The sequence below is a fragment of the Actinopolyspora xinjiangensis genome (genome assembly GCF_900104475.1).
GTDB lineage: Bacteria > Actinomycetota > Actinomycetes > Mycobacteriales > Pseudonocardiaceae > Actinopolyspora > Actinopolyspora xinjiangensis.
Window position 1 is genome coordinate 55439 of sequence record NZ_FNJR01000002.1, and the last position, 24180, is coordinate 79618.

General features: G+C 68.5%; 18 protein-coding genes. 12 read left to right on the top strand and 6 right to left on the bottom strand.

Annotated features, from left to right (window positions below):
* Positions 1 to 658 precede the first annotated feature (658 nt).
* Positions 659 to 1393 carry a hypothetical protein gene (locus BLQ75_RS03025; RefSeq protein ID WP_052427819.1) on the bottom strand — a complete coding sequence of 245 codons (735 nt, stop codon included), beginning with the start codon at positions 1391 to 1393 and terminating at the stop codon, positions 659 to 661.
* A complete protein-coding gene (eccE, locus tag BLQ75_RS03030) occupies positions 1390 to 2571 on the bottom strand; it encodes a type VII secretion protein EccE (protein ID WP_170837327.1) in 1182 nt (393 codons plus the stop codon). Before eccE ends, BLQ75_RS03025 begins: the two co-directional genes overlap by 4 nt.
* A gap of 313 nt (positions 2572 to 2884) precedes the next feature.
* Between eccE and eccB the strand changes: the two genes are divergently transcribed.
* Positions 2885 to 4465, top strand: coding sequence for a type VII secretion protein EccB (gene eccB, locus BLQ75_RS03035; RefSeq protein ID WP_092597460.1), 1581 nt, complete (start codon positions 2885 to 2887; stop codon positions 4463 to 4465).
* A gap of 239 nt (positions 4466 to 4704) precedes the next feature.
* Here eccB and mycP read toward each other — a convergent pair whose 3' ends face one another.
* Together mycP and eccD are read right to left on the bottom strand one after the other, a co-directional pair.
* A complete protein-coding gene (mycP, locus tag BLQ75_RS03040; RefSeq protein WP_092597463.1) occupies positions 4705 to 6147 on the bottom strand; it encodes a type VII secretion-associated serine protease mycosin in 1443 nt (480 codons plus the stop codon).
* A 72-nt stretch (positions 6148 to 6219) separates the two neighbouring features.
* Positions 6220 to 7632: a type VII secretion integral membrane protein EccD gene (gene eccD / locus BLQ75_RS03045; protein ID WP_092597466.1), complete on the bottom strand. Its 1413-nt coding sequence runs from the start codon at positions 7630 to 7632 to the stop codon at positions 6220 to 6222.
* 327 nt (positions 7633 to 7959) lie between these two features.
* Between eccD and eccCa the strand changes: the two genes are divergently transcribed.
* From eccCa to BLQ75_RS03095, 11 genes are all read left to right on the top strand, one after another.
* Positions 7960 to 12006, top strand: a complete 4047-nt coding sequence (eccCa, locus tag BLQ75_RS03050; protein ID WP_092597469.1) for a type VII secretion protein EccCa — start codon at positions 7960 to 7962, stop codon at positions 12004 to 12006.
* Positions 12007 to 12251: 245 nt separating this feature from the next.
* On the top strand, positions 12252 to 14117 hold the full coding sequence (locus BLQ75_RS03055) for a type VII secretion-associated protein (protein WP_092598316.1): 1866 nt from the start codon (positions 12252 to 12254) through the stop codon (positions 14115 to 14117).
* 176 nt (positions 14118 to 14293) lie between these two features.
* Entirely contained in the window at positions 14294 to 14611 is a 318-nt protein-coding gene (locus BLQ75_RS03060; RefSeq protein WP_043570460.1) for a WXG100 family type VII secretion target, read from the top strand.
* A 51-nt stretch (positions 14612 to 14662) separates the two neighbouring features.
* On the top strand, positions 14663 to 14953 hold the full coding sequence (locus BLQ75_RS03065; RefSeq protein ID WP_092597472.1) for a WXG100 family type VII secretion target: 291 nt from the start codon (positions 14663 to 14665) through the stop codon (positions 14951 to 14953).
* A 419-nt stretch (positions 14954 to 15372) separates the two neighbouring features.
* Positions 15373 to 15819 (top strand): 50S ribosomal protein L13, encoded by a 447-nt coding sequence (gene rplM, locus BLQ75_RS03070; protein WP_043570465.1) that lies wholly within the window; start codon positions 15373 to 15375, stop codon positions 15817 to 15819.
* A gap of 23 nt (positions 15820 to 15842) precedes the next feature.
* Positions 15843 to 16343 (top strand): 30S ribosomal protein S9, encoded by a 501-nt coding sequence (gene rpsI / locus BLQ75_RS03075; RefSeq protein ID WP_425286432.1) that lies wholly within the window; start codon positions 15843 to 15845, stop codon positions 16341 to 16343.
* A gap of 202 nt (positions 16344 to 16545) precedes the next feature.
* Positions 16546 to 17880 carry a phosphoglucosamine mutase gene (gene glmM / locus BLQ75_RS03080; RefSeq protein WP_092597478.1) on the top strand — a complete coding sequence of 445 codons (1335 nt, stop codon included), beginning with the start codon at positions 16546 to 16548 and terminating at the stop codon, positions 17878 to 17880.
* A gap of 51 nt (positions 17881 to 17931) precedes the next feature.
* The gene (locus BLQ75_RS23310; protein WP_170837293.1) at positions 17932 to 18099 is read left to right on the top strand and encodes a hypothetical protein; all 168 of its coding nucleotides are present in this window, start codon (positions 17932 to 17934) and stop codon (positions 18097 to 18099) included.
* Between the two features lie 586 nt (positions 18100 to 18685).
* Positions 18686 to 19015: a hypothetical protein gene (locus BLQ75_RS03085; RefSeq protein ID WP_092597481.1), complete on the top strand. Its 330-nt coding sequence runs from the start codon at positions 18686 to 18688 to the stop codon at positions 19013 to 19015.
* Between the two features lie 3 nt (positions 19016 to 19018).
* A complete protein-coding gene (locus BLQ75_RS03090) occupies positions 19019 to 21637 on the top strand; it encodes a WXG100 family type VII secretion target (RefSeq protein ID WP_092597484.1) in 2619 nt (872 codons plus the stop codon).
* A gap of 163 nt (positions 21638 to 21800) precedes the next feature.
* Entirely contained in the window at positions 21801 to 22358 is a 558-nt protein-coding gene (locus tag BLQ75_RS03095; protein ID WP_092597487.1) for a hypothetical protein, read from the top strand.
* Positions 22359 to 22481: 123 nt separating this feature from the next.
* Here the strand turns inward: BLQ75_RS03095 and BLQ75_RS23315 are convergent, their stop codons facing one another.
* Entirely contained in the window at positions 22482 to 22628 is a 147-nt protein-coding gene (locus BLQ75_RS23315) for a hypothetical protein (RefSeq protein ID WP_170837294.1), read from the bottom strand.
* A 546-nt stretch (positions 22629 to 23174) separates the two neighbouring features.
* Complete coding sequence (locus tag BLQ75_RS03100; RefSeq protein WP_092597490.1) at positions 23175 to 23984, bottom strand: hypothetical protein; 810 nt, start codon at positions 23982 to 23984, stop codon at positions 23175 to 23177.
* Positions 23985 to 24180: the final 196 nt, after the last annotated feature.

The following is a 24180-nucleotide window of genomic DNA, read 5'->3' on the forward strand; positions in this document are numbered from 1 at the left end:
GCGGGTTGTCGAGGCAGGTATTCCGATGCGGGAAGTAGCTTCTATAAGGTTTTGTTTCGTGATCGCTGATCCGGCTCAAAAGCTCAGTCCGGGCAGTTCGGATGACTCGTATGCGTAGCGAGTCGATACGGAAGCGGTACCGGTAGCGGTTCGATCCGCGCTGTGGTTCAGGAACGGAGCTGACAACGCGAACGGCTGGTCAGCGGGTGCGAGCGAGCCGTGCAGTGGCTACGTCTTAGGGGTGGAGGACCGTCTCGGTGTTCCAGACGTTTCGGAACAGGTCGCCGTGCGAGGTGTGGTGCCTCCGGACCAATTTAGTTTCCGGGAACCGCCGCTTCGGCGGTCTGTGTTCGTAACAGTTATCCCGGCTGGTGAGTCCCCGAAGTGTAGTCCTACGTGTCACTGACCGATTCGGACGGTATCAGTGCCGTTCCGCTGCTCGATCCGCGTGCTGCGGATGTATTGTCAAGTCACTTATTTTGAGCCGATCAGTGCTTCCGATCATTGTTTGCTCTGGTTCCCCGGCTTCGAGCAGCGGTAAATTCGTGAGTGAGAGCGATCGATCTCGTTTCGTGCTGTGAGCGGACTAGTTTCCCGAGCAGCCGTGCGTCACGGATGCTCGGGAAAGCGGAACCCAGGAGGTCATGAAGCCACGGGGTCAGTCCCCGCGCCGGATGGGCCCCAGGATCTCCTGCTCGCGTTTGTTCGTCACGAGCTGGATCGGGCTCCAGAGCATGTTGCCCAGGGCGATGATGCCGTCGTCCTTGAGCGTGGTCAGCTGTTGCACCTGTGGCGGGTGCAGGTGCCAGATCCGTCCGGCCAACTGTGCCTGGTTCATCGGGATCCGTTGCAGTAGCACCAGGTCCGCAGTGTTCGCGGCGGTGCCGTTGCCCACCTGCGGGTGCAGGTAAGGCAGCACGTACATGGTGGTCTGCCACGCCGAGCGCGGCGGGAACAGCTCCTGCGGGACGGCTCCGCCGTCGTGGATGACGAGCAGCGGGGCGTCCTCACTGGAACGTGGCAGGTCGAACGGGGTGAGCCGTCGGATCTGCACGAGCGGCACCGGCCTGCCGTCGGGCGTGGTTCCCGCCGCCGCCTCCAGGTTCTTCCAGGAATCGGGACGCCCGGTGGCGATGATCACCCACGCGCCGGTGGCCATGGCGCGCAGCGCGATCTGCCGTGCCAGGTACAGCCCGCCCACCGTGACCATCCTGGTGGGTTGCGGCCGCAGGACCGAGGTGGAGATCGGTTCACCGTGCGGCCCCGACCCGATGATCATGCCGCCGCGGTCACCGGACGGGCTGATGGCGTCGAGCGTTTCCGGCGGCACGAGAAACTCCGGAACCGCCTCGCGCAGCTCGTCGGGGGTGTCGATGGTCCTGCTGCGGCTCATATGGCGCCTCCCAACGGCAGTGTCGCGGTGAAGCCCGCCAGCTGCACGCCTCGCAGCGGCGTCAGGGTCACGCCCAGTCGGTTGCTGAGCGTGCGAAGTCGCTCGTCGGCGGTGTCCAGCTCGTCGGGCGTGCGGGCGCTGACCCTGACCAGGCTGCGCAGTCCCACCTCGTCGTTCTCACCGGTGGGTGAGATGGACAGCGCCACGGTGGAGGACAGCGCGCGCACTCCGGTGAGCGCGTTGATGTTGTTGCTCAGCTGCGAGGGCCAGCCGGTGATCGCGTAGCTGGAGTGGCCCACTCCGCCCGCCGTGACGCCGTCCCAGCGTTCCTTCAGCCCCACCGAGCGCTCCGAACCCAGCACCGACTGCAGCTCGGCCGAGGCGATGCCGGCCTGCAGCAGCTCGTCCGGATCCAGCGGCCGGGTCGGCACCGACTCGCGTTCCAACGCGCTGCGCACGCGGGACAGCGCGCCGATCAGCGCGCGATGGGCGCCCACGATGCCGCCGCCGCGTTCGCCCACCGCCTTGGCGCACCGCTTCGGGTCCAGCCGTACCGTCACCCAGGTGGTGCGGCGGGCCGCCGCGGGCAGCGGTCCCAGCACCTCCAGGTAGGAGTTCAGCGCGGGTGAGTTCGAGGGCAGCGCGGCGCTGCCCGGGTAGCAGTGCCAGATCACCTGTATCGCGTCGAGGACCACCCCCCGGTCCTCCAGGCACGGGGTGAGCGAACCGAGCGGAAGGTTCGGAGCCTTGCCGATCTCGGTGACCAGGGAGGGGGTCGGCTCCACCATGAGGACGGCGGTCCACTTGCCGTCGTTGAAGGCCATCCCGACGTGGTTGCGGTCGTGGTCCTGGCCGTGTGCCACGACGAGGTCCGGGACGACCAGTCGCAGCAGCGAGACGCGGTGGTTCTCCTCCGGGCCGATCACCCCGTCGCCGTTCTCGTCGCCGCCTTCGGTCAGCCCGGGTGTGACGGGGTGGACCACACTGGTGTGGTTGCGGAACTTGTACCCCAGTACCAGCCCGAACATCTGGGTGAACCATCGGCCGCGCCTGCGCAGCAGGGCGATGATGACGGCGACTCCGGCGACTCCCGCCGCGATCGGCCACAGTGTTCGGTCGATTCCGACCATGACGAGCCCGGCCGCGATGCCGAGCTCCATGACGACGAGGTTGGACACCGGCAGGGCCCCCAACCGGGCGCCGTTGGTGCGTCGCCGCGCCTGGATACGCGCCCGCGTCGTGTTGGTGGGCCCGGCGCCGGACGATCCAGGTGCTTTCGGCGGGGCCGAATGCTGCGTGGTCACGGACATCCGTTGGGTCTCTCCCCCTCGCAGGTAGATGCGTCTGCCCACTGTGGGTGCGGGCGAGTGTGGGTATCGGTAACCGATCGAAGAGAATACTGCGCCGAGTCGGTCGAACCGTACCCACGCGGCAACCTTTCCCGGCTACCCTGCTGAACGGTACCTCGGACGGGAGAGCTTTAGGCTGAGAATGGCATCAACACCCACGACCAAATCGCAAGTCCAGGCGTACAGGTTCGTCATACGTCGCATGGAATCGGCACTCGCCCGCAAGGACGCGGTGATGCTGCACGATCCGCTCGGTTCGCACAAACGCGCCACGATCGCGGGTGCGATCATCGCCTGCATCGGCATGATCGGTTTCCTGGTGTGGGGGTTGTTCGGCGGCCAGGGCACCGTCCCCAAACCGGGCTCGGTGGTCATCGCGAAGGGTAGCGGCAGCGTCTACGTCGTCACCTCGGACGACGAGGCCGACAAACGTCTGATCCCGATGCTGAACATGGCCTCGGCGAAGCTGCTCGTCATGGCGAAGGGGAACAACCAGGGACAGGCGATCGAACCCACCAAGGTCGATCAGGCCGCTCTCGCGGAGCTGCCGCGTGGGCCCCGGACCGGGCTGCCCAACGCCCCGGACTTCCTGCCCGAACCCGACCAGGCGGCCACTCCGGCGTGGGCGATCTGCGACGTCGCCGAGCTCAACAAGGCACTGGACACCGAGGACATGCTGAACGCGGCCGAGGTGAGGACCACGGTGCTGGGCGGAGTGACCGGTCACGGTGCGGAGCTGGGGCGCGACGAGGCGCTGTACGTGGTGGACGCCTCCTCGGAGGAGCCGTACCTGATCTACCGCGCCCAGCGAGGCAACGACACCGGCGCCCGCGTGGTCAGGGCGAGCCTCACCGGGGAGGACACGGCCGTGGCCGAGATGTTCGGTCTCGACGACGCGGTCCCGCGTCGGATCAGCACCAACATGCTCAACGCGATCCCCGAGGTGGACTCGCTGGAGGTCCCCGAGCTGGAGGAGACCACACCGCGTTACGAGAGCGGCAGCTACCAGGTGGGGGATGTCCTCGCCCGTAGCGTGCCCGGCGAACCGGCGCAGCTGTTCGTGCTGCGTCCCAGCGGCAAGCAGCGCATCACCCGGGGAGCGGCCGCCGTGCTGCACGCTTCGAGGTACAGCTCCAAGGAGATCCCCAATGCCACGGGCATGCTCACCGACATCGGCAGCGCCGATGCCGCCGACGAGCTCGACGTGGACCACTTCCCGGTGGGTGTTCCGCAGCCGCTTTCCTTCGAGGACGCGAACCGCTCCTGCCTGAGCTGGTCCGAATCCTCGGGTGAACAGCGTGTCACGGTCACCGTCGGCTCCGGTTCGCCCGCTCCCAAGGCTCCGGTGAAACTGGCCCAGTTCGACGGAACGGGTCCGAGGGTGGACTACTTCTACATGCCACCGGGCAAGGCGGCCGTGGTGCGGGGCACGACAGGCCCCGACACCGCCGAGGGCGGCCCCATCTACCTGGTCTCGAACCGAGGGGTGACCTACGGGATCAAGGACGTGGCCACGGCCAAGGGACTCGGCATCGTCAACGGCGCCGGGGACATCGGAGCGGCCCCCGCCTCCGTGCTCGGCACGCTGCCCTCCGGTGACTTCCTGGACCCGGCGCAGGCCAGCTTCGTCTACGACTCCATCCCCGTCGAGCCCGGCGCGGGAGTCAACCGGGCCCCCGAGGAGGACCAGCGGCAGGCAGGCAGCGGCGTGGCAGCCGATTAGCGGATCGTCGGCGGGACCGGCCGGGATTTCCGGGACGGACCTCCCGGCGGCTCCCGCCCCCAGTGGGGCGCTCGTGTCACACCGGTACTCACGCGGGAGAGCGGGAGCGTCCCGTGGGGGTCGGTCGGGAGACACCTCGCCGGGTAGTGCGGCGGCCCGGGACCGGCTCGGTCCCGGGCCGCGAGTTCGTTCGCCCGCCGTCGAGGGGGTGAACCGCCGGCGGATCGCCGGGTGGAGAGTCAGGAGGTTTCCGGTTCGACCGGGGACTCGTTCCTGCGCCGGGCCCGTACCCGTCGCACCGCGTTGAGCAGGAACGCGGTGAACAGCACGGTGGCCAGCCCGCCGATGGTTCCCCCCATGGCAACCGCGATGGCCGCCCAGTTCCGCTGCGGGAACACGTGCGCCTCCAGTCGCCGCGGCTCGACGGGCGCGGCCGAGGCGTCGTGCTCGGCCGGGATGACGTCGTTGATCGCCGCCATCGGATTGACCATGCCGTATCCGATGATGTCGTTGCTGCCGTTCGTACCGCCGTGGTGTTGGGCGGTCTCGGTGATCCGCCGCATGACCTGGGCCGCCGACAGTTCCGGGTACCTCTCCTTGATCAGCGCGGCCAGTCCGGAGACGTACGGCGCGGCGAAGCTGGTGCCCTGCAACGGTTCCGGCCGGCTGTTCGACCCGTGGGCGACCCGGTTCACCAGTCCGCTGCCGTTGGTCCCCGGGTCGAGCGAGATCAGGTCCTCGCCGGGGGCGGCGACGTCCACCCAGGGGCCGGGAATGGTGAACTCGGACGGTGCCCCCTGCCGGTTCACGGAGGCGACGGTCAGCACGTACTCGTCGAACCAGGCGGGCAGCACGGCGGTGCCGGGGTCGCCCGGTTCGTTCTTCTCGCACTCGCCACCCGCGTTGCCCGCGGCGGCGACCACCACCACATTCTGCTCGTAGGCCTGCTTGACGGCTTTCTGGAGCTGCTGGTTGGGTTCGTTGGGGGCCAGTGCCCGCGCGATCGACTGGCAGGACGCCTGCGAGATGTTGATCACGTCCGCGCCCTGTGCCACGGCGCTGGCCACGGCCTGGGCCATGGTCTTGGTGTTGCCGACCTTCTTGCCGCTGTCCTCGTTCTTGTAGATGTCCGAGGACTGACGGATCGACAGGATGGTGCTCTCCGGTGCCACGCCGACGAAGCCGGTCTCGTCCGAGTGGCCGGCGGCGATGATGCCCGCGACGACCGTGCCGTGCCCGTCGCAGTCCCGCAGCGCTCCGGTGTTGATGGTGGAACCGCCCTCGACGAGCCTTCCACGCAGCCTGGGATGCCGGTTCACTCCGGTGTCGATCACGGCCACCGTCTGTCCCGCCCCGGTGAGCCCCTGGTCGTGGGCGCGACCGAAGCCGAGTACCCGCTGGCTCCAGGGCTGCCGTCTGATCCGCGATCCGTCCTCACTGGCGGCCAGGCACGCCCGCTGCCGCGTGAAGCCGCCGTTCTGGCTGAGCTTGCCCGACGGCACTCCCACGTCGTCCGGCAGCGGAGGCGGCTGCACCGTTCGTCCGCTGTCGGGAGCGGTGCCCTCCTCGTCCTGGGCGGTGGCGGGCTGTACCGGGCCGCACACGACGAGCGTGGCGAACGCGGCCGACAGCGCCAGGACACGCCGGAAACGGCCACGGTGCACGGTTGTGGTTGAACGCATCACGTTTCCTTCTCAGCGGCTGTTCGGCGAACCGACCGTCCTGCCGAGTTGCGCCACGTACTCATCGAGGGGTCAGAACAGGCTGATGTTGAGGTCGCGGATGGTCATGTACACGTCCATGACGCCCAGGGCCAGTGGAAGCACGAGTGCGATCAGCACCGCCTCGATGATGTCCACGCTGCGGCGCTGCACGGGGGAGAACCGCCGGTTGGGGAACACCACGCCGAGGACTATCGCGGCCACGCCCAGCAGCAGCAACGGCCAGAACACCCAGGTGAGCTTCTGCTGCGAAGTGGTCATCGTGGGCAGCAGCAGCTGGACCGTCATGCCCAGGGCGGCCAGGAGCCCGCTGAGCAGCAGCGCGATCGCCTGGCTGCCGTTGGCGTAGTTGCGGCCCCGCAGCATCAGCACGGTCGAGACCACCGCGGCCAGCAGCGGGCCCCAGATGTTCGGCGCGGTGGTGGCGATCACGGCACCGAGGGCGGCTGTGCCGCCGCATCCCACGATCAGCCCGGTCATGTACCGGTGCGCGAGGCCGGACTGGCGCTGGATCTCGTGGTAGTCGGGGAAGCCGCCGTCCTCCTTGAGGTCCTCGGAGCTGCCGGGGACGTGCGGCAGGGGCAGTTTGGCCAGCTGGATCGTGATGCGGGGGAGCATGGAGATCCCGGCCAGGCCGACCGCGGCTGCGCCCGCCGCCACCCCCGCGGCGGTGGCGGCGGGTACCAGCGTCGCGACCAGGAAGCCGATCACGGCGAACAGCGAGATCGTGGCCGCGGCGATGAACGTGATGATTCCCGCCCCGATCACCATGATCGACACCGAGGCGAATATGAGCACGAGCGCGCTGGCCAGCAGCAGTTTCGGTCGCATGTCCTGGCCGGGAACGATGTTGAGACCCGCCACGAACGCCATGGGCAGGCCGCCCGCCGCCGCCAGCACCGTGCCGGTGGTCGCCGCCCCGTAGGCGCGGGCGACGATCGCGCCGATACCGGTCGCGAAGATCGCCACCGCCAGGCCGGTCACCGCGGCGATGACGTGGAAGATGATGCCCTCCGGGACGGCGGCCATCCCCAGGGCGACTGCGGAGGCGAGCATCGCCAGCGCGCCGGCGGCGTGCCCGGTTCGGGCCGCCGTCTCCTTGGTCCAGGGGCGGTAACCTCCCGGCTCGGCCTCGGCGAGCGCGTCCACGACGTCGTCGTACAGCGGCGGTGGGGGGTCGTCCGACTTGCGCCGCAGCTGGAGCATGTCACCGTCCACGATGCCCAGTGCGGCGAGCGTCTGGCTGGGATCCAGCGGCGCGTCGCCCAGCTTCGCCAGGCACCATCCGCCGTGACGTGCTCCGCCGTCCGGGGTGGCTTCGTGTGCCATGTCGAGCAGCATCGGCAGCAGATCCGCCACCGAGACGTCCGCGGGTAACGCGAGGTCGATGCGCGTCTTCGGCGCCACCACCGTCACGCGGCTGAATACCGTGGTCCCGGTCGCCACTTGGGCCCCCTACTCCCTCGTCCTTCGATGTCCGATCCATGTGCGTGCTCTACGCGCCCTGTTCGATCCAACCAAGCGGGATGGAAATCCACGAAAACACCCCACTCCGGCGCGTGGTCCTCTTAGTATGGCCGTGCGGACCGGATCGCGGGTTCGGTTTGCCAGAACTGTCGCGAGCCAGTTCCCAGCGGATCACCGTGAGCGGGCTGTCCTGCGGCTGTGCCGTGGTTTCCGCCCCCGGCACGGGGCGCGGCCCGGCTGGTTACAGAATGCTGCTTGCGCAGTTGAAGACAGATCGCCGACAACATGGAAGGGTGCTGCTGTCCGGTGAGCACGCTGCAGTTCAAGCGACCGCCACGCATGGCCGCTCCTAAGCCGCCGGGTGGCGAGGTTCATCTCGAGTCTCCTCCCGAGATTCCGAGGGCGGTCCCCGGAAACATCGTGCAGAAGCTCCTTCCGGCCGTCATGATCGTGGCATCCCTCGGAATGATGGTCTTCATGCTTCAGCGGGCCAGAAGCAACCCGATGATGATGATGATGCCGATGATGATGCTGGTTTCCACCGTGGGCATGATGGCCGGTGGTAACCAGGGCGGCGGGCAGAGCAAGGCCGAGATGAACGAGGACCGCAAGGACTACTTGCGCTACCTCGGGCAGATGCGGGAGCGGGCCAGGCAAGCCGCCGACGAGCAGCGGTTGGCACGCACCTGGGTGCACCCCGACCCCTCGACGCTGTGGTCGATCGCCACCAGCCGTCGGATGTGGGAGCGCCGCGCGGGCGACAGCGACTTCTGCCAGATCCGGGTCGGCCTGGGATCGCAGCGGCTGGAGACCCGGCTCGTTCCGCCGCAGACCGGCCCGGTCGATGAGCTGGAGCCGATCACGACGTTGGCGCTGCGCAGGTTCGTCCGCGCGCACTCGCTGGTCTCGGAACTGCCCGTGGCCACCTCGTTACGTGGTTTCGCCGCCATCGGGTTGCAGGGCGACCGTGAGACCACGCGGGCGCTGACCCGCGCGATGCTGGCGCAACTGGCGACCTTCCACACGCCCGACGACGTGGTCATCGCGGTCGCCAGCGGTGGGCGTTCCCGGGTCGAGTGGGACTGGGTCAAGTGGTTGCCCCACGCCCAGCACCCCGATCTCACGGACGGGATCGGCCAGCAGCGTCTGATGGCGGGTTCGCTGCGCGCGGTCGAGGAGATGCTCGCCGACCAGTTGGACGGCAGGCCCCGCTTCAACCGCAACAACGCCCCTCCGGACGGCCCGCACGTCGTGGTCGTGCTCGACGACGCCGAGATCAGCCGCGAGGAGCAGATCATCCTCGAAGGCGGCATGACCGGGGTCACACTGATCGATCTGTCCGATGTGCTCGGTACGCTGACGACCAAGCGGGGGATGCGCATGGTCGTCGAGGAGCAGCGCGTGGGTGCCCGCAGCGGCAACAACGTCGAGTGGTTCGGCGTGCCGGACTCGATGACCAAGGAGGAGGCCACCGCCCTGGCGCGGCAGCTGTCCCCCTACCGCATGATGTCGGCGCGCGGCGGCCAGACCGAGACGGAGAGCAGCGGCCAGGAGCCGCTCACCACCCCGCTCAACTACATCGAGCAGCTCGGGCTCAGCGGCGACCCGATATCGTTCGACCTCAACGAGGCGTGGCGGCCGCGTCCGATACCCGAGCGCTACAAGGTGGCCATCGGGCCGGGGGAGTACGGCCAGATCGTTTCCCTGGACATCAAGGAGACCGCCTCCGGCGGCATGGGGCCGCACGGGTTGTGCATCGGCGCCACCGGTTCCGGCAAATCGGAGTTCCTTCGCACGATCGTGCTCGGTCTGATGGCGACGCACTCCTCGACGGCGTTGAACTTCGTACTGGTCGACTTCAAGGGTGGCGCGACGTTCAACGGTTTCGAGGCGGCTCCGCACGTCTCGGCGACGATCACCAACCTCGCCGACGACCTGACCCAGGTCGACAGGATGCAGGACGCGCTGGCGGGCGAGCTCAACCGGCGCCAGGAGGAGCTGAACAAGGCCAAGGTCAAAAACGTCTGGGACTACGAGGAGGCGAGGCAGGCCGGCTCGGACCTCGCGCCCATGCCCGCCCTGTTCGTGGTGATCGACGAGTTCTCCGAGCTGCTTTCCACCAAGCCCGAGTTCGCCGAGCTGTTCAACATGATCGGACGGCTGGGGCGTTCGTTGCAGGTTCACCTGCTGCTCGCCTCACAGCGCCTGGAGGAGGGCAAGCTGCGCGGGCTGGACTCGCACCTGTCCTACCGGATCGGACTCAAGACCTTCAACCAGGCGGAGTCGCGTGCCGCGATCGGCGTCCCCGACGCGGGTGACCTGCCCGCCACCGGTGGTCACGGCTACCTGAAGCACCCGGGCGGCATGGAGCGATTCCGGGCGGCCTACGTCTCGGGGCACATGCACCAGGGCGGGGGCAAGCGCCGCACGGTGGCGGCCTCGCCCGTCACCGGTGAGAAGCGCCCCAGGTTCTTCGTGCCGGACTACATCGAGCCGCCCGCCGAACCGGAGCAGCCCGCCCAGCCGGAACCCGAACCCGAGCAGTCCGAGGTCGTGGACAACGACGGCGACGGTCTGCCCGACAGCGACTTCCAGCTCGTGATCAACAAGGTGCAGGGGCAGGGACCGCCCGCCCACCAGGTCTGGTTGCCACCGCTGGACGCTCCGCCCACTCTGGACTCGCTGCTGCCGCCGCTCTCGGCCACCGAGGAGCGCGGCTACACACCGGTCGGCAACGTCGGCAACGGGAAGCTGCAGGTGCCGGTGGGCATAATCGACATGCCCTACCAGCAGCGCCAGGACCACATGGTGGTCGACCTCGGGGGTGCCAACGGTCACGGCGCCGTGGTCGGCGGTCCGCAGTCGGGCAAGTCCAACCTGATGCGAACACTGATCTCCTCGCTGGCGCTGACCCACACTCCGCAGGAGGTGCAGTTCTACTGCGTGGACCTGGGCGGTGGTTCCATGGCCGCGCTGCAGAACCTGCCGCACGTCGGCGGTTTCGGTGGTCGTCGGGACCAGGACGTGGTGCGCAGGACCGTCGCCGAGATCAAGCAGCTGGTGTCCGAGCGCGAGGCGCGGTTCCAGCAGCTCGGGGTGGACTCGATGGCCGACTTCCGCAAGCGCAGGGCGGACGGCCGGATAACCGACGACCCCTACGGGGACGTGTTCCTGATCATCGACGGCTGGGGCGCGTTCCGCAACGACTTCGACTCGCTGGAACAGGACGTGCTCGACCTGGCGGCCCAGGGGTTGACCTTCGGGGTGCACGTGTTCGTCTCGGCCAACCGCTGGGCCGAGATCCGCCCCGCGCTCAAGGACCTGATCGGGACGCGCTTCGAGCTCCGGCTGGGCGACCCCAGTGAGTCCGAAGTGGACCGCAAGGTGGCCGTCAACGTTCCCTCCGGCAGGCCGGGGCGCGGTCTGCACCCCAGCAAACTGCACTTCCTCACCGCCATCCCCAGGGTCGACAGTGAGAACCTCGGTGACCGCGTCGGCTGGGAGGCGTACAACCAGGATCTCTCCGAAGGGGTCGCGGACCTGGTCACCAAGGTGCGGAACTCCTGGCAGGGCAGGCCCGCCCCGAAGGTGCGGCTGTTGCCCGAGGTACTTCCCCACGAGCAGCTGCCCACGCCGGAGCAGCAGCCCAAGCAGCGGTTGGTGCCGATCGGCATCAACGAGGACGGCCTGCACCCGGTGTACCTGGACTTCGACGCCGAACCGCACTTCTACGCCTTCGCCGAGCGGGAGGCGGGCAAAACCTCGCTGCTTCGCACCATCGTGCGGGGGATCACCACCCGCTACACGCCGAAGGAGGCGTTGGTCCTGCTGGTGGACTACCGGCGCACCATGCTCGGGTTCCTGGACACGGGACACCTGATGGAGTACGCCGTGTCCGCCGACCAGCTCCGCGGCAACATCAACGACGTCTGCAACGCGTTGAAGAAGCGGCTGCCGGGGCCGGACGTCACCCAGGAGGAACTCAAGAACCGCTCCTGGTGGTCGGGACCGGAGCTGTTCGTGGTGGTCGACGACTACGACCTGGTGGCTCCGCAGGGCAACAACCCGATGCAGCAGCTGGCCGAGTTCGTCCCGCAGGCCAGTGACGTGGGGCTGCACGTGGTGCTGGCCCGCAACTCCGGCGGTGCGGGCAGGGCGTTGTTCGAGCCGATCATCGGCAAGATGCGCGAGTCCTCGGCGCCGGGGCTGGCCATGAGCGCCAACAAGGACGACGGCCAGCTCGTCGGCAACATCAAGTCCAGGCAGCTTCCCCCGGGCAGGGGCACCCTGGTGAGCCGGAGTCTCAAGGGAGGTCCGCAGCTGATCCAGACCGCCTACATCCAGCCGGAGTGACCGGCTCACCGACGACGGCGGGTCCCGCTTCCGGGAGCTCCCGGAAGCGGGACCCGCCGCGGGCAACGGCCGGGCCGCGCCCGTCCCGCGCCTCCGGTGGCGGTTCCCGACTCGTCGAGTCGCGCCCCGGTTGACCGCTCCGTGAACGAGTTCCCCCGCGGGGGCCGTGCACTACTAGGGTGCTGCTCGGATCGATCTCCGGTGGTGCCGGTGCTCGCGGACCGGCGACGGCGAAGGAGTTGTGCGTGACCCTGCACGTCGCGGTGGACTTCGGTACCTCCAGTACCTGCACCGTCGCATCGCTCGACGGTGCCGAACCCCATGTGGTCGTCATCGACGGACAGCCGCTGCTCTCCTCCGCGGTCTTCGCCTCGGGCGACGGCACGTTGTTCGTCGGGCAGGAGGCCGAACGCCAGGCCGCCGTCGACCCGGCGCGCTTCGAGCCGCACCCCAAACGCCGCATCGACGAGCCCGAACTGCTGCTGGGCGGCACCGTGCTCGCCGTGGGCGACGCCGTCCGCGCGGTGCTGACCCGAGCGGTGGAGGAATCCCGGCGCTACGCGGGCGGTGTGGCAGTCGATCTGCTCGTGCTGACCCATCCAGCTGACTGGGGGAGGGTGCGCACCGGGCAACTGCGCCGCGCCGCCGCCGGGCTGGCTGCCGAGATCGTGCTGGTCCCGGAACCGGTGGGGGCGGCGGTGTTCCACTCCGCCGACCGCGGTCTGCCGGACGGTGCCGCGCTGGCCGTTCTCGACCTCGGCGGTGGGACGGTCGACGCCAGCCTGGTGCGCCGTTCCGAGGAGACGTTCCGGGTGCTGGCTACCCGGGGAAAGCCGGACTTCGGCGGGGCCGACATCGACCAGGCCCTGCTGGACCACGTCGGCGGGACGGTCGAACCGCTCGACCCCGCCGCCTGGCGTCGGCTCGTCGAGGGGCGTGAGATCGCCGACAGGCGCCGCAGGCGGGTGCTGCGGCAGGACGTCCGAGGAGCCAAGGAGACGCTCTCCCGCCACAGCTACACCGACGTCCCGCTCCCGCCGCCGTTCTCGGACACCCACGTCACCAGGTCGGACCTGGAGTCGCTGATCGTGACGCCGCTGAGCGACGTGGCCGACCTCGTGCTCGCGGTGCTGGCCGACGGGGGCGTGACGACGGAGGAACTGACCGCGATCTTCCTCGTCGGCGGTTCCAGCAGGGTGCCGATGGTGGCACGGCTGCTCCACGAGCGGACGGGGATCGTACCGACCACACTGGACCAGCCCGAGACCGTGGTCGCCCGTGGCGCGCTGCGCGCCGTACGGGAGGACCCGGCGCGTGACGTCACGCGTGCCCTGTCGGTCTCCTCCGGCCCGCACCGGACCGGGAGCGCCCCTTCGAGCGCGGGCCCCGCATCGGCGCCCCGGCCCTCCGGGGCCGGGCCCGTCGGGCAGGCGGGGCCGGTGGTGCGTCCGTGGTCCGAAGCCGAGGGGCGCGCGTGGCCGACCGGGGCCACCACGCCGGTCCCCACGCCCCCGGCGGGCGGAACCGGTGGTTTCTCTCCTCGTGCCGGGAGCGGTCCCGGCACGGGCTCCGGCGCTTCTCGGCGCGTCCCTCGGAGGAGGTGGTTGTTCGGGGGACTGGCGGCGGTCCTGGTATCGGCGGCTCTGGTGGTCCTGTCGGTGATGTGGTTGCTCCCGGGCGCGCGTGGCACCCACGTGGCCCGCTACGGCTACCAGTTCGAATACCCGGCGAACTGGGAACAGGGCGGCGGTGATCCCGAGCTGTGGGAGACACGCATTCGGCCGCCCGACTCCGGCGGGGGCGAGCTCGTTTCGGTGCGGGCGGGCAGACCGGGCTACGACGTGGCGGCCAGCCGCGAGCGCTCCGTGCGCGAGTTGCGGGAGAAGTTCGACGGTTCCGACAGTGAACTGTCCGGTTTCGAGCCCGACACCCGGTTCGCGGGTGAGCGAGTGGTGCACTACCGCGAACGACTGAGTGGTTCCGTCGTGGACTGGTACGTGCTGCACCGCTCGGACACCCGGATCAGCGTCGGCTGCCAGTACGACCCGGCGGGGAGGAGTCGGGTGACGGCGGCCTGCGAACAGGTCGTGAGCAGTCTGTCGGTGCGTTGATCCTCGCCGGACAGAAGGGAGATCGGACACGGTTCGCGCGGTGTTCGGGGCCGGTGCGTTTACTCGCGCAACGTGATCCGCGGAAAACCGCGACACCGGTGGAACCGTTCTGGCAATGTCTGCGTCGGAAGTTCGACCGATCTTTCGCGGCCATACGACGAAGGGGGACTGAACCCATGTCTCAGCAGGGATTCGGGACAGATGTCGAGTTGATGCAGAAGTCCGCCGCTCAGGTGGAGGACGTCCGCAACAACGTCGATCAGGCGATCCAGAAGCTCAACGGTGAGCTCGAACCGGTCATGGCCGGGTGGAGCGGTCAGGCCGCGCAGGTCTTCCGCAAGCTGATGGAGCAGTTCAAGGAGAACGCGAACACGATCACCACTCAGCTGCAGGAGATCAGCGACAACATCAAGTCCTCGGGTCAGGACTACGCGCAGCGCGACGAGGAGCAGGCCGCCGAGGTCTCCAAGATCGAGGGCATGCTCAACGGCTGAGCTCGGTGACATCCGCCGCATTTCCACATCACACAGAGGGGACCAACAGCAATGAGTGAGATCCGGGTAAGTTTCGAGCAGCTCAGCGCCGCCGCCGAGAGCCTGAGCCAGACGGCCACCAAGATCCAGGCCGAGCTGGACGAGCTGGAGAACACCATCAAGCCGCTGGTGGAGACCTGGGACGGTGCCGCTCAGGAGCAGTACTTCCAGGCCCAGACCGCCTGGGACAAGGCCGCCCAGAACATGCAGGAGATCACCGCCAAGATGGGCATGGCCGTCAACGCGGCCAACGAGTCCTACCAGGCGGGTGAGCGCGCCAACGCCGCCAAGTTCGGTGGCTGAACCGCGCCGGATGTGACGCGTGCCCCCTGGATCGCAACGGGTCCAGGGGGCACGTCTTCTCGGCTCCTCCTGTCCGATATCATGGGGGCGGTGCTGAGGTAGGCCGAAGCAGTCCCGTCGCCGCGACGGCTCCCGTGCGGGTCGTGGCGGGTGTGGGGGACCCGTTTTGACCCGCTTGTCAGCCACCGAGTACTCTCATCCGTTGTTGTGCGGTGGGTGTGCACGACCGCGAGATGACTCGGTGACCGGCCGAGGCGGAAAGCCCCGGGGGCGGCTCGCACGAGGTGACGGTCTCGATCGCTCGTGGGATGTGCCGGTTCCCACGGGGTGAATCGGATCGCGATGCGCCCCGACGTAATGGGCGACGGGACACGACTGCCGCACCGAGATTCCAACGCGAACGACGACGAGGTAGACCCGTGCGCACGTACAGCCCGAAGGCCGGCGAGGTGACCCACGCCTGGCATGTGATCGACGCCGAGAACGTGGTGCTCGGCCGGCTGGCCACCCAGGCCGCCACGCTGCTGCGTGGCAAGCACAAGCCGACCTATGCTCCGCACATGGACACCGGCGACTTCGTCGTCATCGTCAATGCCGACAAGGTCGCCCTCACCGGTAAGAAGCGCGATCAGGCCTTCGTCTACCGGCACAGTGGTTATCCCGGCGGCCTGAAGAAGAACTCCTTCGGCGAGATGCTCGACAACAAGCCCGAGCGCCTGCTGGAGCAGACGATCAAGGGCATGCTGCCCAAGGGGAAGCTCGGCCGCGCGATGGCCAAGAAGCTCAGGGTCTATGCCGGGCCGGACCACCCGCACCACTCGCAGCAGCCGCAGCCCTTCGAGATCGAAACGAAGGCCAAGAAGTGACCGAGGGATACGAGGAAGAGCACGTGAGCACTCCAGAGACCGACGAAGCCCCGGCTCCCGAGGTCCTCGATTCAGAGGTCCCGGCCGACGAGCCGGCCCCTGAGGCTTTCGCTCAGGGCGTGGCGCCGATTCCGTCCAGCAGGCCCATCCAGACCGTCGGGCGTCGCAAGAAGGCGATCGTGCGGGTTCGGCTGGTTCCGGGCAGTGGCCGTTTCGTCCTCAACGGCAAGCCGATGGACGAGTACATGCCCAACCGGGTGCACCAGAACATCGCCCGTGAGCCCATGGAACTCGTGGAGCGCACGGAGAGCTTCGATGTTCACGTGAACCTGCGCGGTGGTGGCCCCTCCGGCCAGGCCGGCGCGCTGCGGATGGCCCTCGCCCGTGCTCTGGTGGCCTACCAGCCGGAGGACCGGCCCGCCCTGAAGAAGGCCGGCATGCTCACGCGTGATCCCCGGGCCAAGGAACGCAAGAAGTACGGCCTCAAGAAGGCCAGGAAGTCCCCGCAGTACAGCAAGCGGTGACTTTCCCGGACCCGCGCCAGCGGGTCCGGACTCGCCCCGCCGTGCCCCTCGCACGGTGGCACGGTCGGGGCGGTGCCGACATCCTGTGTGGGAGCAGTCACGACAGCCCGTCGGGCGTCGGGGCTGCTCCCGTGGTGTTTGGTACCGGAGTGCTTCGTTTTCCCGGTCGCCTGGGCGCGCCGTGAGCATCAGGAGGAAGCGGTTGTCCCGTCTGTTCGGCACCGACGGGGTGCGCGGTCTGGCCAATTCCGATCTCGGCCCGGAACTGGCGATGTCCCTGGCGAGCACGGCGGCCCGCGTGCTCTACGACCGGGACGACTCCCGACGACGGGTCGCCCTGGTGGGGCGGGACCCGCGAGCCAGCGGTGAGATGCTCGAGGCCGCGGTGACCGCCGGCCTGACCTCGGCGGGGGCCGACGTGGTTCGTGTCGGCGTGCTGCCGACCCCGGCCGTCGCACGGCTGGTGGCCGACACCGGTGCCGACCTGGGCGTGATGATCTCCGCCTCGCACAATCCGATGCCGGACAACGGGATCAAGCTGTTCGCGGCGGGTGGGCACAAGCTGGCCGACGCGCTGGAGGACGAGATCGCGGCGCGGCTGGAGGAGAACCCGGTTCGACCGGTCGGCGAGCACGTCGGCCGGATACGGGACATGCCCGAGGCCCTGGACCGCTACGTGGCGCACCTGCTGGCCTCGACGCCGGACTCGCTGGACGGCCTGCGCGTGGTGGTCGACTGCGCCCACGGCGCCGCTTTCCGGGCCGCCCCGGAGGCGTACCGGCGGGCGGGGGCCGAGGTGATCGCGCTGCACGCCGAGCCGGACGGGCTCAACATCAACGACGACGTCGGTTCCACCCGCCCCGACCGGTTGCGGGCGGCCGTGGTCGAGCACGGCGCGGACCTGGGGATAGCCCACGACGGGGACGCCGACCGCTGCGTGGCAGTCGACGCGACCGGGGAGCTGGTGGACGGCGACCAGATTCTGGCGGTGCTGGCCCTGGCCATGCGGGACGCCGGGGAGCTGGCCCACGGGACGGTCGTGGCCACCGTGATGAGCAATCTCGGGCTGCACCTGGCGATGCGCGAGCACGGCCTCGAACTCCGCACCACCGCCGTCGGCGACCGCTACGTGCTGGAGGAGCTGCGTGGCGGTGGCTTTTCCCTCGGTGGTGAGCAGTCCGGTCACATCGTGTTGCCGGAGCACGCCACCACCGGGGACGGGCTGCTCACCGCGCTGCGGTTGATGTCGCGGATGGCGGCGACCGGTACCCCGCTCGCCGAACTGGCGGCCACGATGACCCGGCTCCCGCAGAGCCTGGTGAACGTTCCCGTGTCGGACAAGAGCACCGCTGTGAACGCTCCGGCGGTCTCGGAGGCCGTGGCCAGCGCGGAGTCCGAGCTCGGGGAACACGGCAGGGTGCTGCTGCGCCCCTCCGGGACCGAGCAGTTGGTGCGGGTGATGGTGGAGGCCCCCACGGCCGAGTGCGCCAAGCGCACGGCGGAACAACTGGCCGAGATCGTTGGCTCGATCAGATGAATATGTGATCAAAGTCTCGCATTGTGCGTCCGACTGTGAGAGCCTTGTCACATGGGTGCCATCGCAGTCACGATGTTGATCGCGCTGTTCGCGGTCAGCCTGGTCGCAGGTCTTGTAGTGTTGTCCGCTCTCGCCGTCGCGGGTGCCAAGGCGGCCACCTTGGCGCACGACGGCAGCAACTGGCTGGTGGAGCACTGGCCACGCCGTGCCAAGCCCTGATTCGCGGCCCGGCGAATCGACTCCCCGCTTCCGAGTCCTCGGGTATCCGGTGGGAGTGATCCGTCATGCGTTACTTCTTCGGTGATCTGCTCTACGTACTGTTCCTACCGCTCGCCGTGATGGCTCTCGGCGTGATCGTCGTCGCGGTGCTGGTGTCGCCGCCGACCTGATCAACAGTTCCACCCGTTTCGGGTAGCATTCGTTCCGTGGTGGTGATCCACCTCCGCTGCTGTGCGTGGGCACCTGCCGGGATGCCGCGCGGGCATCGCCGATGAGGTGCCCGTGGTTCGGCTCGCCGGAGATGCCGGACCCGTCGCTCGGTACGGTTCCACGGATGTGCCGCTTCCGCCCCGGTACCGATGTGAGCCTCCCCCGGCAGTGATTCCCGGACGGGTTGAGTCACGTCGTACCTCGTCCGCCGTCTCGGCTGTGGCTTTGCGCGTGCAATGACCGCGCGATGACGTAGTCGAACCCTCACGGCAGCGTCCGGCGATCTGGGATGATCCACGATGCACCGAACGCTCACGGACCCACGTGTTCGCGTCACGGGCGATGCCGAGGACAAGCGGTTTAGGGGGACGACTTCATGGGCCGGCCGAACGGGTCCGCCGATTACGACGGCGAGGCGATGAAACGGGTCGCCAGGAGTACGGAACAGCTGGCCGACGCCTTCAACGCCGGAACGAACTTCGCGGAGTCGATCGATTCGGGCGAGGGCACCTTCGGCCGGGTGGGCAGGGACATCGGTGTCGGGGCGACCTTCGAGACCGTCTGCCAGGGATTCTCCCGGTCACTGGGCAAGGCTCGGGAGCACCTGAACGAACTGGCCGGTGACATCCGGTCCTCCTTCACCGACATGGAGTCGCGGGACCAGGACCAGGCGGAGAACGTGGCCGACGCCGGGAAGGGGGAGTGAGCCGTGGGTAGTCCGAACAATCTCTCCCCGCCCGACGAGCACCATGAGGAGATTCGGGAAAACGCGAACAGGAACGATTCTTCCGATGGTGGTTCCGCACCGTCCGGCCACGGGAACTCGGATTTCCACCTGGACAAGCTGAACGAGCTCGAGAAGGTCATGCGCGAAGACGTGTGGGGCAGGGTCTTCCGAAGATGGCGGACCCACGAGGGCGCGGCCAAGAAGTACCCGGGTGAGGAGTTCGCGGTGTACGGCACCGGAACCGTCGAGACGCGCGAACTCCCGAAGCTGCGCGGTATCGACTGGGGGATGCTGGAGTCGGCCGCGGGCAAGCTCGCCGAGCTCGCGAGCAACCGGGACGCCTGGCTGGACCACCTCGGCTCGTTGGAGAAGGACCTGGACCAAGCCTGGCAGGGCCGGGCGGCCGACGCCGCACGCCAGCGGTACACGGCGGTCAAGGCCCCCATGAACAAGTACTGCGACGACCTGAACGCGACCAGCCGGGCACTGCACAAGGCCGCGCAGGTTCCCAAGAAACGCGTCGGTCCCGGCGGTCTGTCCGACTTCAAGGACAAGAGCAGCTTCTTCAAACACTACGGTGGCGACGACGAGTCCGAGGACATGCTCCAGGACCTCGACGGTATGGAGAAGATGGTCCGGGAGGGGCTCCGGTACAGCAAGTCCCAGCTGCAAGATCCGGAGATGAAGGAGTTCGGCAAGGCCCTTCTGCCTCGTGTGGAGGCACAGATGCCGGACAGAGACGTGAACGTGGACCCCAAAGACGCCGAGGAACCGAAGAAGATCGAGTACCACGTCCAGATCACCTGGGATGATCTTCGGAAACCCGGTGCGCCTGGCTGTCGGGACGGTGGTGGCACCGTTGCCAACAAACGCATCAAGTGGCTGGACGACTTCTGCGGCTGGTACGCCCACGACGTCAGGGCGCTGCGCGAGGAGATACACGACGCCTACGAGCACACCGAGGAGGCCTTCTCCGCGCTGCGGGAACAGCTGGGCAAGCTGGACGGCACGACCTTCGACAAGCTCGATGAGGGCGGCCCGCGGCGGGACGGAGGGCAGCGTGGTGAACAGCGCAGTCCCGCCGATGCCGGTCTCACCACCCGATCCCAGGGCGGTGGCACCGGTGGGATGCCGGGTGGAGGCGGCACCGGCGGTGCTCCCGGCGGTTCCGGGGTTCCGGGCGGTCAGACCGCCGGGATGCCCCAGCAGCCGAGCACTCCTTCATCCGAGGAGATCCGCGACCGGATGTCCGAGTCGGGCGAGGAGGCGGCTAGGGTGGCGCCGAGCGGGGGCGGCGGTCCCGGAACTGACCGCGGCCTGGATCAGGTGACCATCGGGGAGGGCGCCGAGCGGATCGCGGTTCGCGAGGCCGACTCGCAGGGGCGTACGCAACTGACGCTGCTGGACGAGCAGGGCCAGCCCCGGACTTATCAGATTCCGTTCGGTGATCAGGGCGGTGCGGCCGTGCCGGATTCCACCGATGCGGGGAGGTCGGCGGAAGCCCCCGGTACTCCCGGCCCGCGAGGCGATCCGTTGGGCGAGACGGACCCGACGGCTCCGCGCGGCGACTCACGCGGCCCTACACTCGTCCGGCCGAACGACGACGGCACCGCCGTCATCCGGGAGGGCGAGCGCACCATCAACGTGGCGCGGGAGGTCGGGGGAGGACTGCGCCTCACGATCGACGACGGTGACGGTCAGCCGAGCACGCGAACCGTCGACTTCGGCGAGGAGCGTCCCGGCGTGGAGCGGAGTGCCGGTGCCGAGTCCGGCCGCACCGCACCGGCCGCCGCCTCGCGAGAGGAGTTCCAGCGGCAAGCACCTCCGGGGGAGCAGCCGGGACAGACCTCCCAGCAACGGGTGCCCCCGCAGCAGGCGGAGCCGGGCGTGCCACGGCAGGACGACCTGGATTCCGCCGGAGCGCCACGCACGAACGCGGCCTTCTCCGCCTCCCCTGTGGACCCGGGCGGCGGTGGGCTCGCTCCCGCCGCCCAGCAGGGGGCGACTCCCGCCCCGGAAAGTCTCGGAGTCCCTCGGCAGGAATCGGCGACCGGTGGTGAACCGGTCACGGGCACTTCTCCCGAAACCGGGCAGCGCCTGGACGGACGGCCCGCCGATTCGTTCGAGACCGCCGCGCGAACCACTTCGCAGTGGGGTGGTTCCGGGGTGTTCGGCGACGCCGAGGGGTTCTCGTCCCGGTCCACCTTCACCGCGTTCTCCGGTGATCTGTTCAGCGCTCCCGAGGACGACGGTGGGAACGTCTGGGGCAGCCGCCCGACGGACCGGCTCGGTGACATCGAGGGCGAGGCCGGTCTGGCCACAATGGATGGAAAGTCCGGCAGGACCGAATCGCAGGGAGCCACCGGGTTGGCCTCGATGGGGGAGTCGGCCGGTGCTTCCGGGCAGGGCGAGCAGGGCGGCGCTCGGGGCGGCATGATGCCCATGGGCGGTATGGGAGGAGCCGGTCAGCAGGGTGGTGGCGACGAGGAGCGCAGCAACGACAGTCCCTGGCGCACCGAGGGGGATCTGTTCGACGACGGCCTCGATGCCGAGACCCGCTGGCAGTACCGAGCGGTGCTGGGCGAACCGGAGGAGAAGTGACCGTTCGGGCGGCGTCGTGGCGCGCTGCTCCCCTCCGGTCGAGGGGCGGTAGTCCGACCGGGGAGCTCTCGCCTGCGGCGTGCCGAGGCGGCTCGGGTGGCCGCTCGGCCGTCCCGGTATCGCCCGGCTGACCCGGATTCGTGGAAAGGTTTGGAACGCGGGAATGTACGAGTCCGAGGTGTCGGTCGCCGAGATCGAGGCCGTCCTGGAGCGGTCCCGGCGCCGCAAGGACGAGTTGGACAGTGAGTACGAACAGCGGACCGCGGCCGTGCAGGCCGAGATGGACGAACGGGAGCGCGTCTTCCAGGAGGAGGAAGAGCGGGCGCGCATCGAGGAGGAGCAGCGGCGGGAGGCCGAGCGAGCGGTGCTGCGGGAGCGCGCGCGCCGCGAGCAGATCCGCATCGGTGAGCAGGACGACGAGGACCCGTTCGCCGACCAGGTGAGTTCCGGCGGATTCCCCGTCGCTCCGGCCCCGGCCGACGTCGGGGGCGCGCAACCGCCGCCTCCGCGTACGGACGCGGGATGGAACGTCGCGGCCGGGCGGTTCGGCAGGTCCGCTCCCGAGGAGGCTCCGGTCGAACAGCGGCCTCCGGAGCCCAGGCCGGGCCCACCTCCCCGGGAACAGCCCGCTTCCGCCCCGCCGCCCCGCCGTCGCGCGGCGGCCGCCGATGACTGGGACGACGACGAGGAGGACTTCTCGCAGCGCAGCTGGCTGCGCTAGTGAATCCGGTGGCGGGAAGCCTCGCCGTTGCCGGCCCCGCGGTCGGGAGCCCCGCGGCTGGGAGCGGGGCCGTGCTCGGCCCGTGAGGCAGCTCCCCTCACGGGCCGAGGTCGCCCGGTGGTGTCAGTGGCCACCCGGCATTCCGTAGTAGTACCGCTGCTGTGGTGGCCGGACCGGTTTCTGGCGCAGTGACCGCAACACCGAGGGAAGGAAAACCAGCATCGACGCCAGGATCGAGCAGTAGAACATCACTCCTTCCGCTGTTTCCATGATGTAAACGATATCCATCGGAGCTTGCCATTCGGCTCTGCTGAACAGTGCAAACAGTGCTTCTGCGGATGCGGCGAATATAGTGAAAATTAAGATTATTATAGCAGCCGCTTTCGCGGCTCTAGTGCGTGCCAGTAGCATCACAGCAAGTGTCAACAGCGCTGCTCCGTTGAGAGTCCACACGATAGTAGTCGTGTATTTCGCTATTTCACTCGCGTACTCGAGACTGCCACGCTGGTAAAGCAACGTTTGCCCTACCAGTGGTTGGACGGAGACAGCGGTGATGACGCCACCGAGCACTAGGGTAGCTATTCCCAGCACTACGGGGGCCGGAGAGCCGCCGTCCGGGCGGGAGGTGCTCGACTGGGTCCCCGTCGGCTGTGGTTGTCCGGGGTAAGCCGGATAGGTTCCGGGATGGGCCGGTTGCGGTGGCGGCGCGGCTCCCGGTGGTCGCTGCTGTCCGTGGAACGGCTGTGGTGAGTTCATTATGCTGTCCTCCGAGGTTTTTCCGACTGTCGGAATCGCCGCACGATATTCGGTGTCGATTCAGTATCCCGGCTGCTGTCCGTACACCGGTTGCTGTGGTGGTTGTTGCCGCCTCGGTTTCGTGTGCAGCGTGCGGGACACTCCAGGGAGCAGCGCGAAAACCGCGGGAATCAGGTAGAAAATATTACCGGAAAGCTGGCTCCAGTTGTAGAAGTGCTCGTAAAGGTACTCCATGTGACTCGGTGTCCAGATGAACCCGTAAATCGTGTCCACGACGTACAGTGTCACTGTCAGTGCTATTACCGCTGTGGCGAAGAAACGCGCCTTGTTCCGTCTGGTGAACAGTAGTATTCCCACTACGACGAGCGCGGCCGCGTCCAGCAGGGCCAGGAAGTTCCACGATTCCCGGGCGATGTTCAGTGCGACGGTGGGGTAACCGCCGTACTCCGTCCAGAACCGCACTATGTTGATGGGGTACATGATCAGCGTCCGCAGTCCCGCGATGACCGCCCAGACGGCGACGATGACGGCCAGCGGCCTGCCGGTGTCGTCGATCGGGCCCGCTACCTGTCGCTGAACGGGTCGCTGCTGGGAGGCGCCGTACTGCCACCCGTATCCCGTGTTGGGAACCGGATAGCCGTAGGCCCCGGTTTGACCGGTTCCGGCAGGCTGCTGTCCCCATCCCGGTGCGCCACCGGCCTGCTGTACCCCTGGCTGCGCCCCGGCCCGCGGGTAGCCCTGGTAATGCGGCACCTGTTGCCCCTGCTGCGGCATCGGTGGCGGTTGCTGCGCCGGGGGCTGTTGCGGGTAGGGCACGCCGCCCGACTGGGGCTGCTGCGGTACGCCGTGCGGCGGCTGTGGCGTGCTCATCGTTTCTCCAATCGGCGGAGATCCCGGCGCTCGCGCCGGGGGGTGAGCTGATCCCGAGTGTTGTTCGGTGCCCCCGAGATCGAGACTCGCGAACAAGAGTGTTGGTACGTAAGAAGACGGCCGGACGATGTGGAGGCGGGCGTGGCACGTACCGCTGCTGTCCGACCGATGCACGACGCGGCGAGCCGTCGCCCAC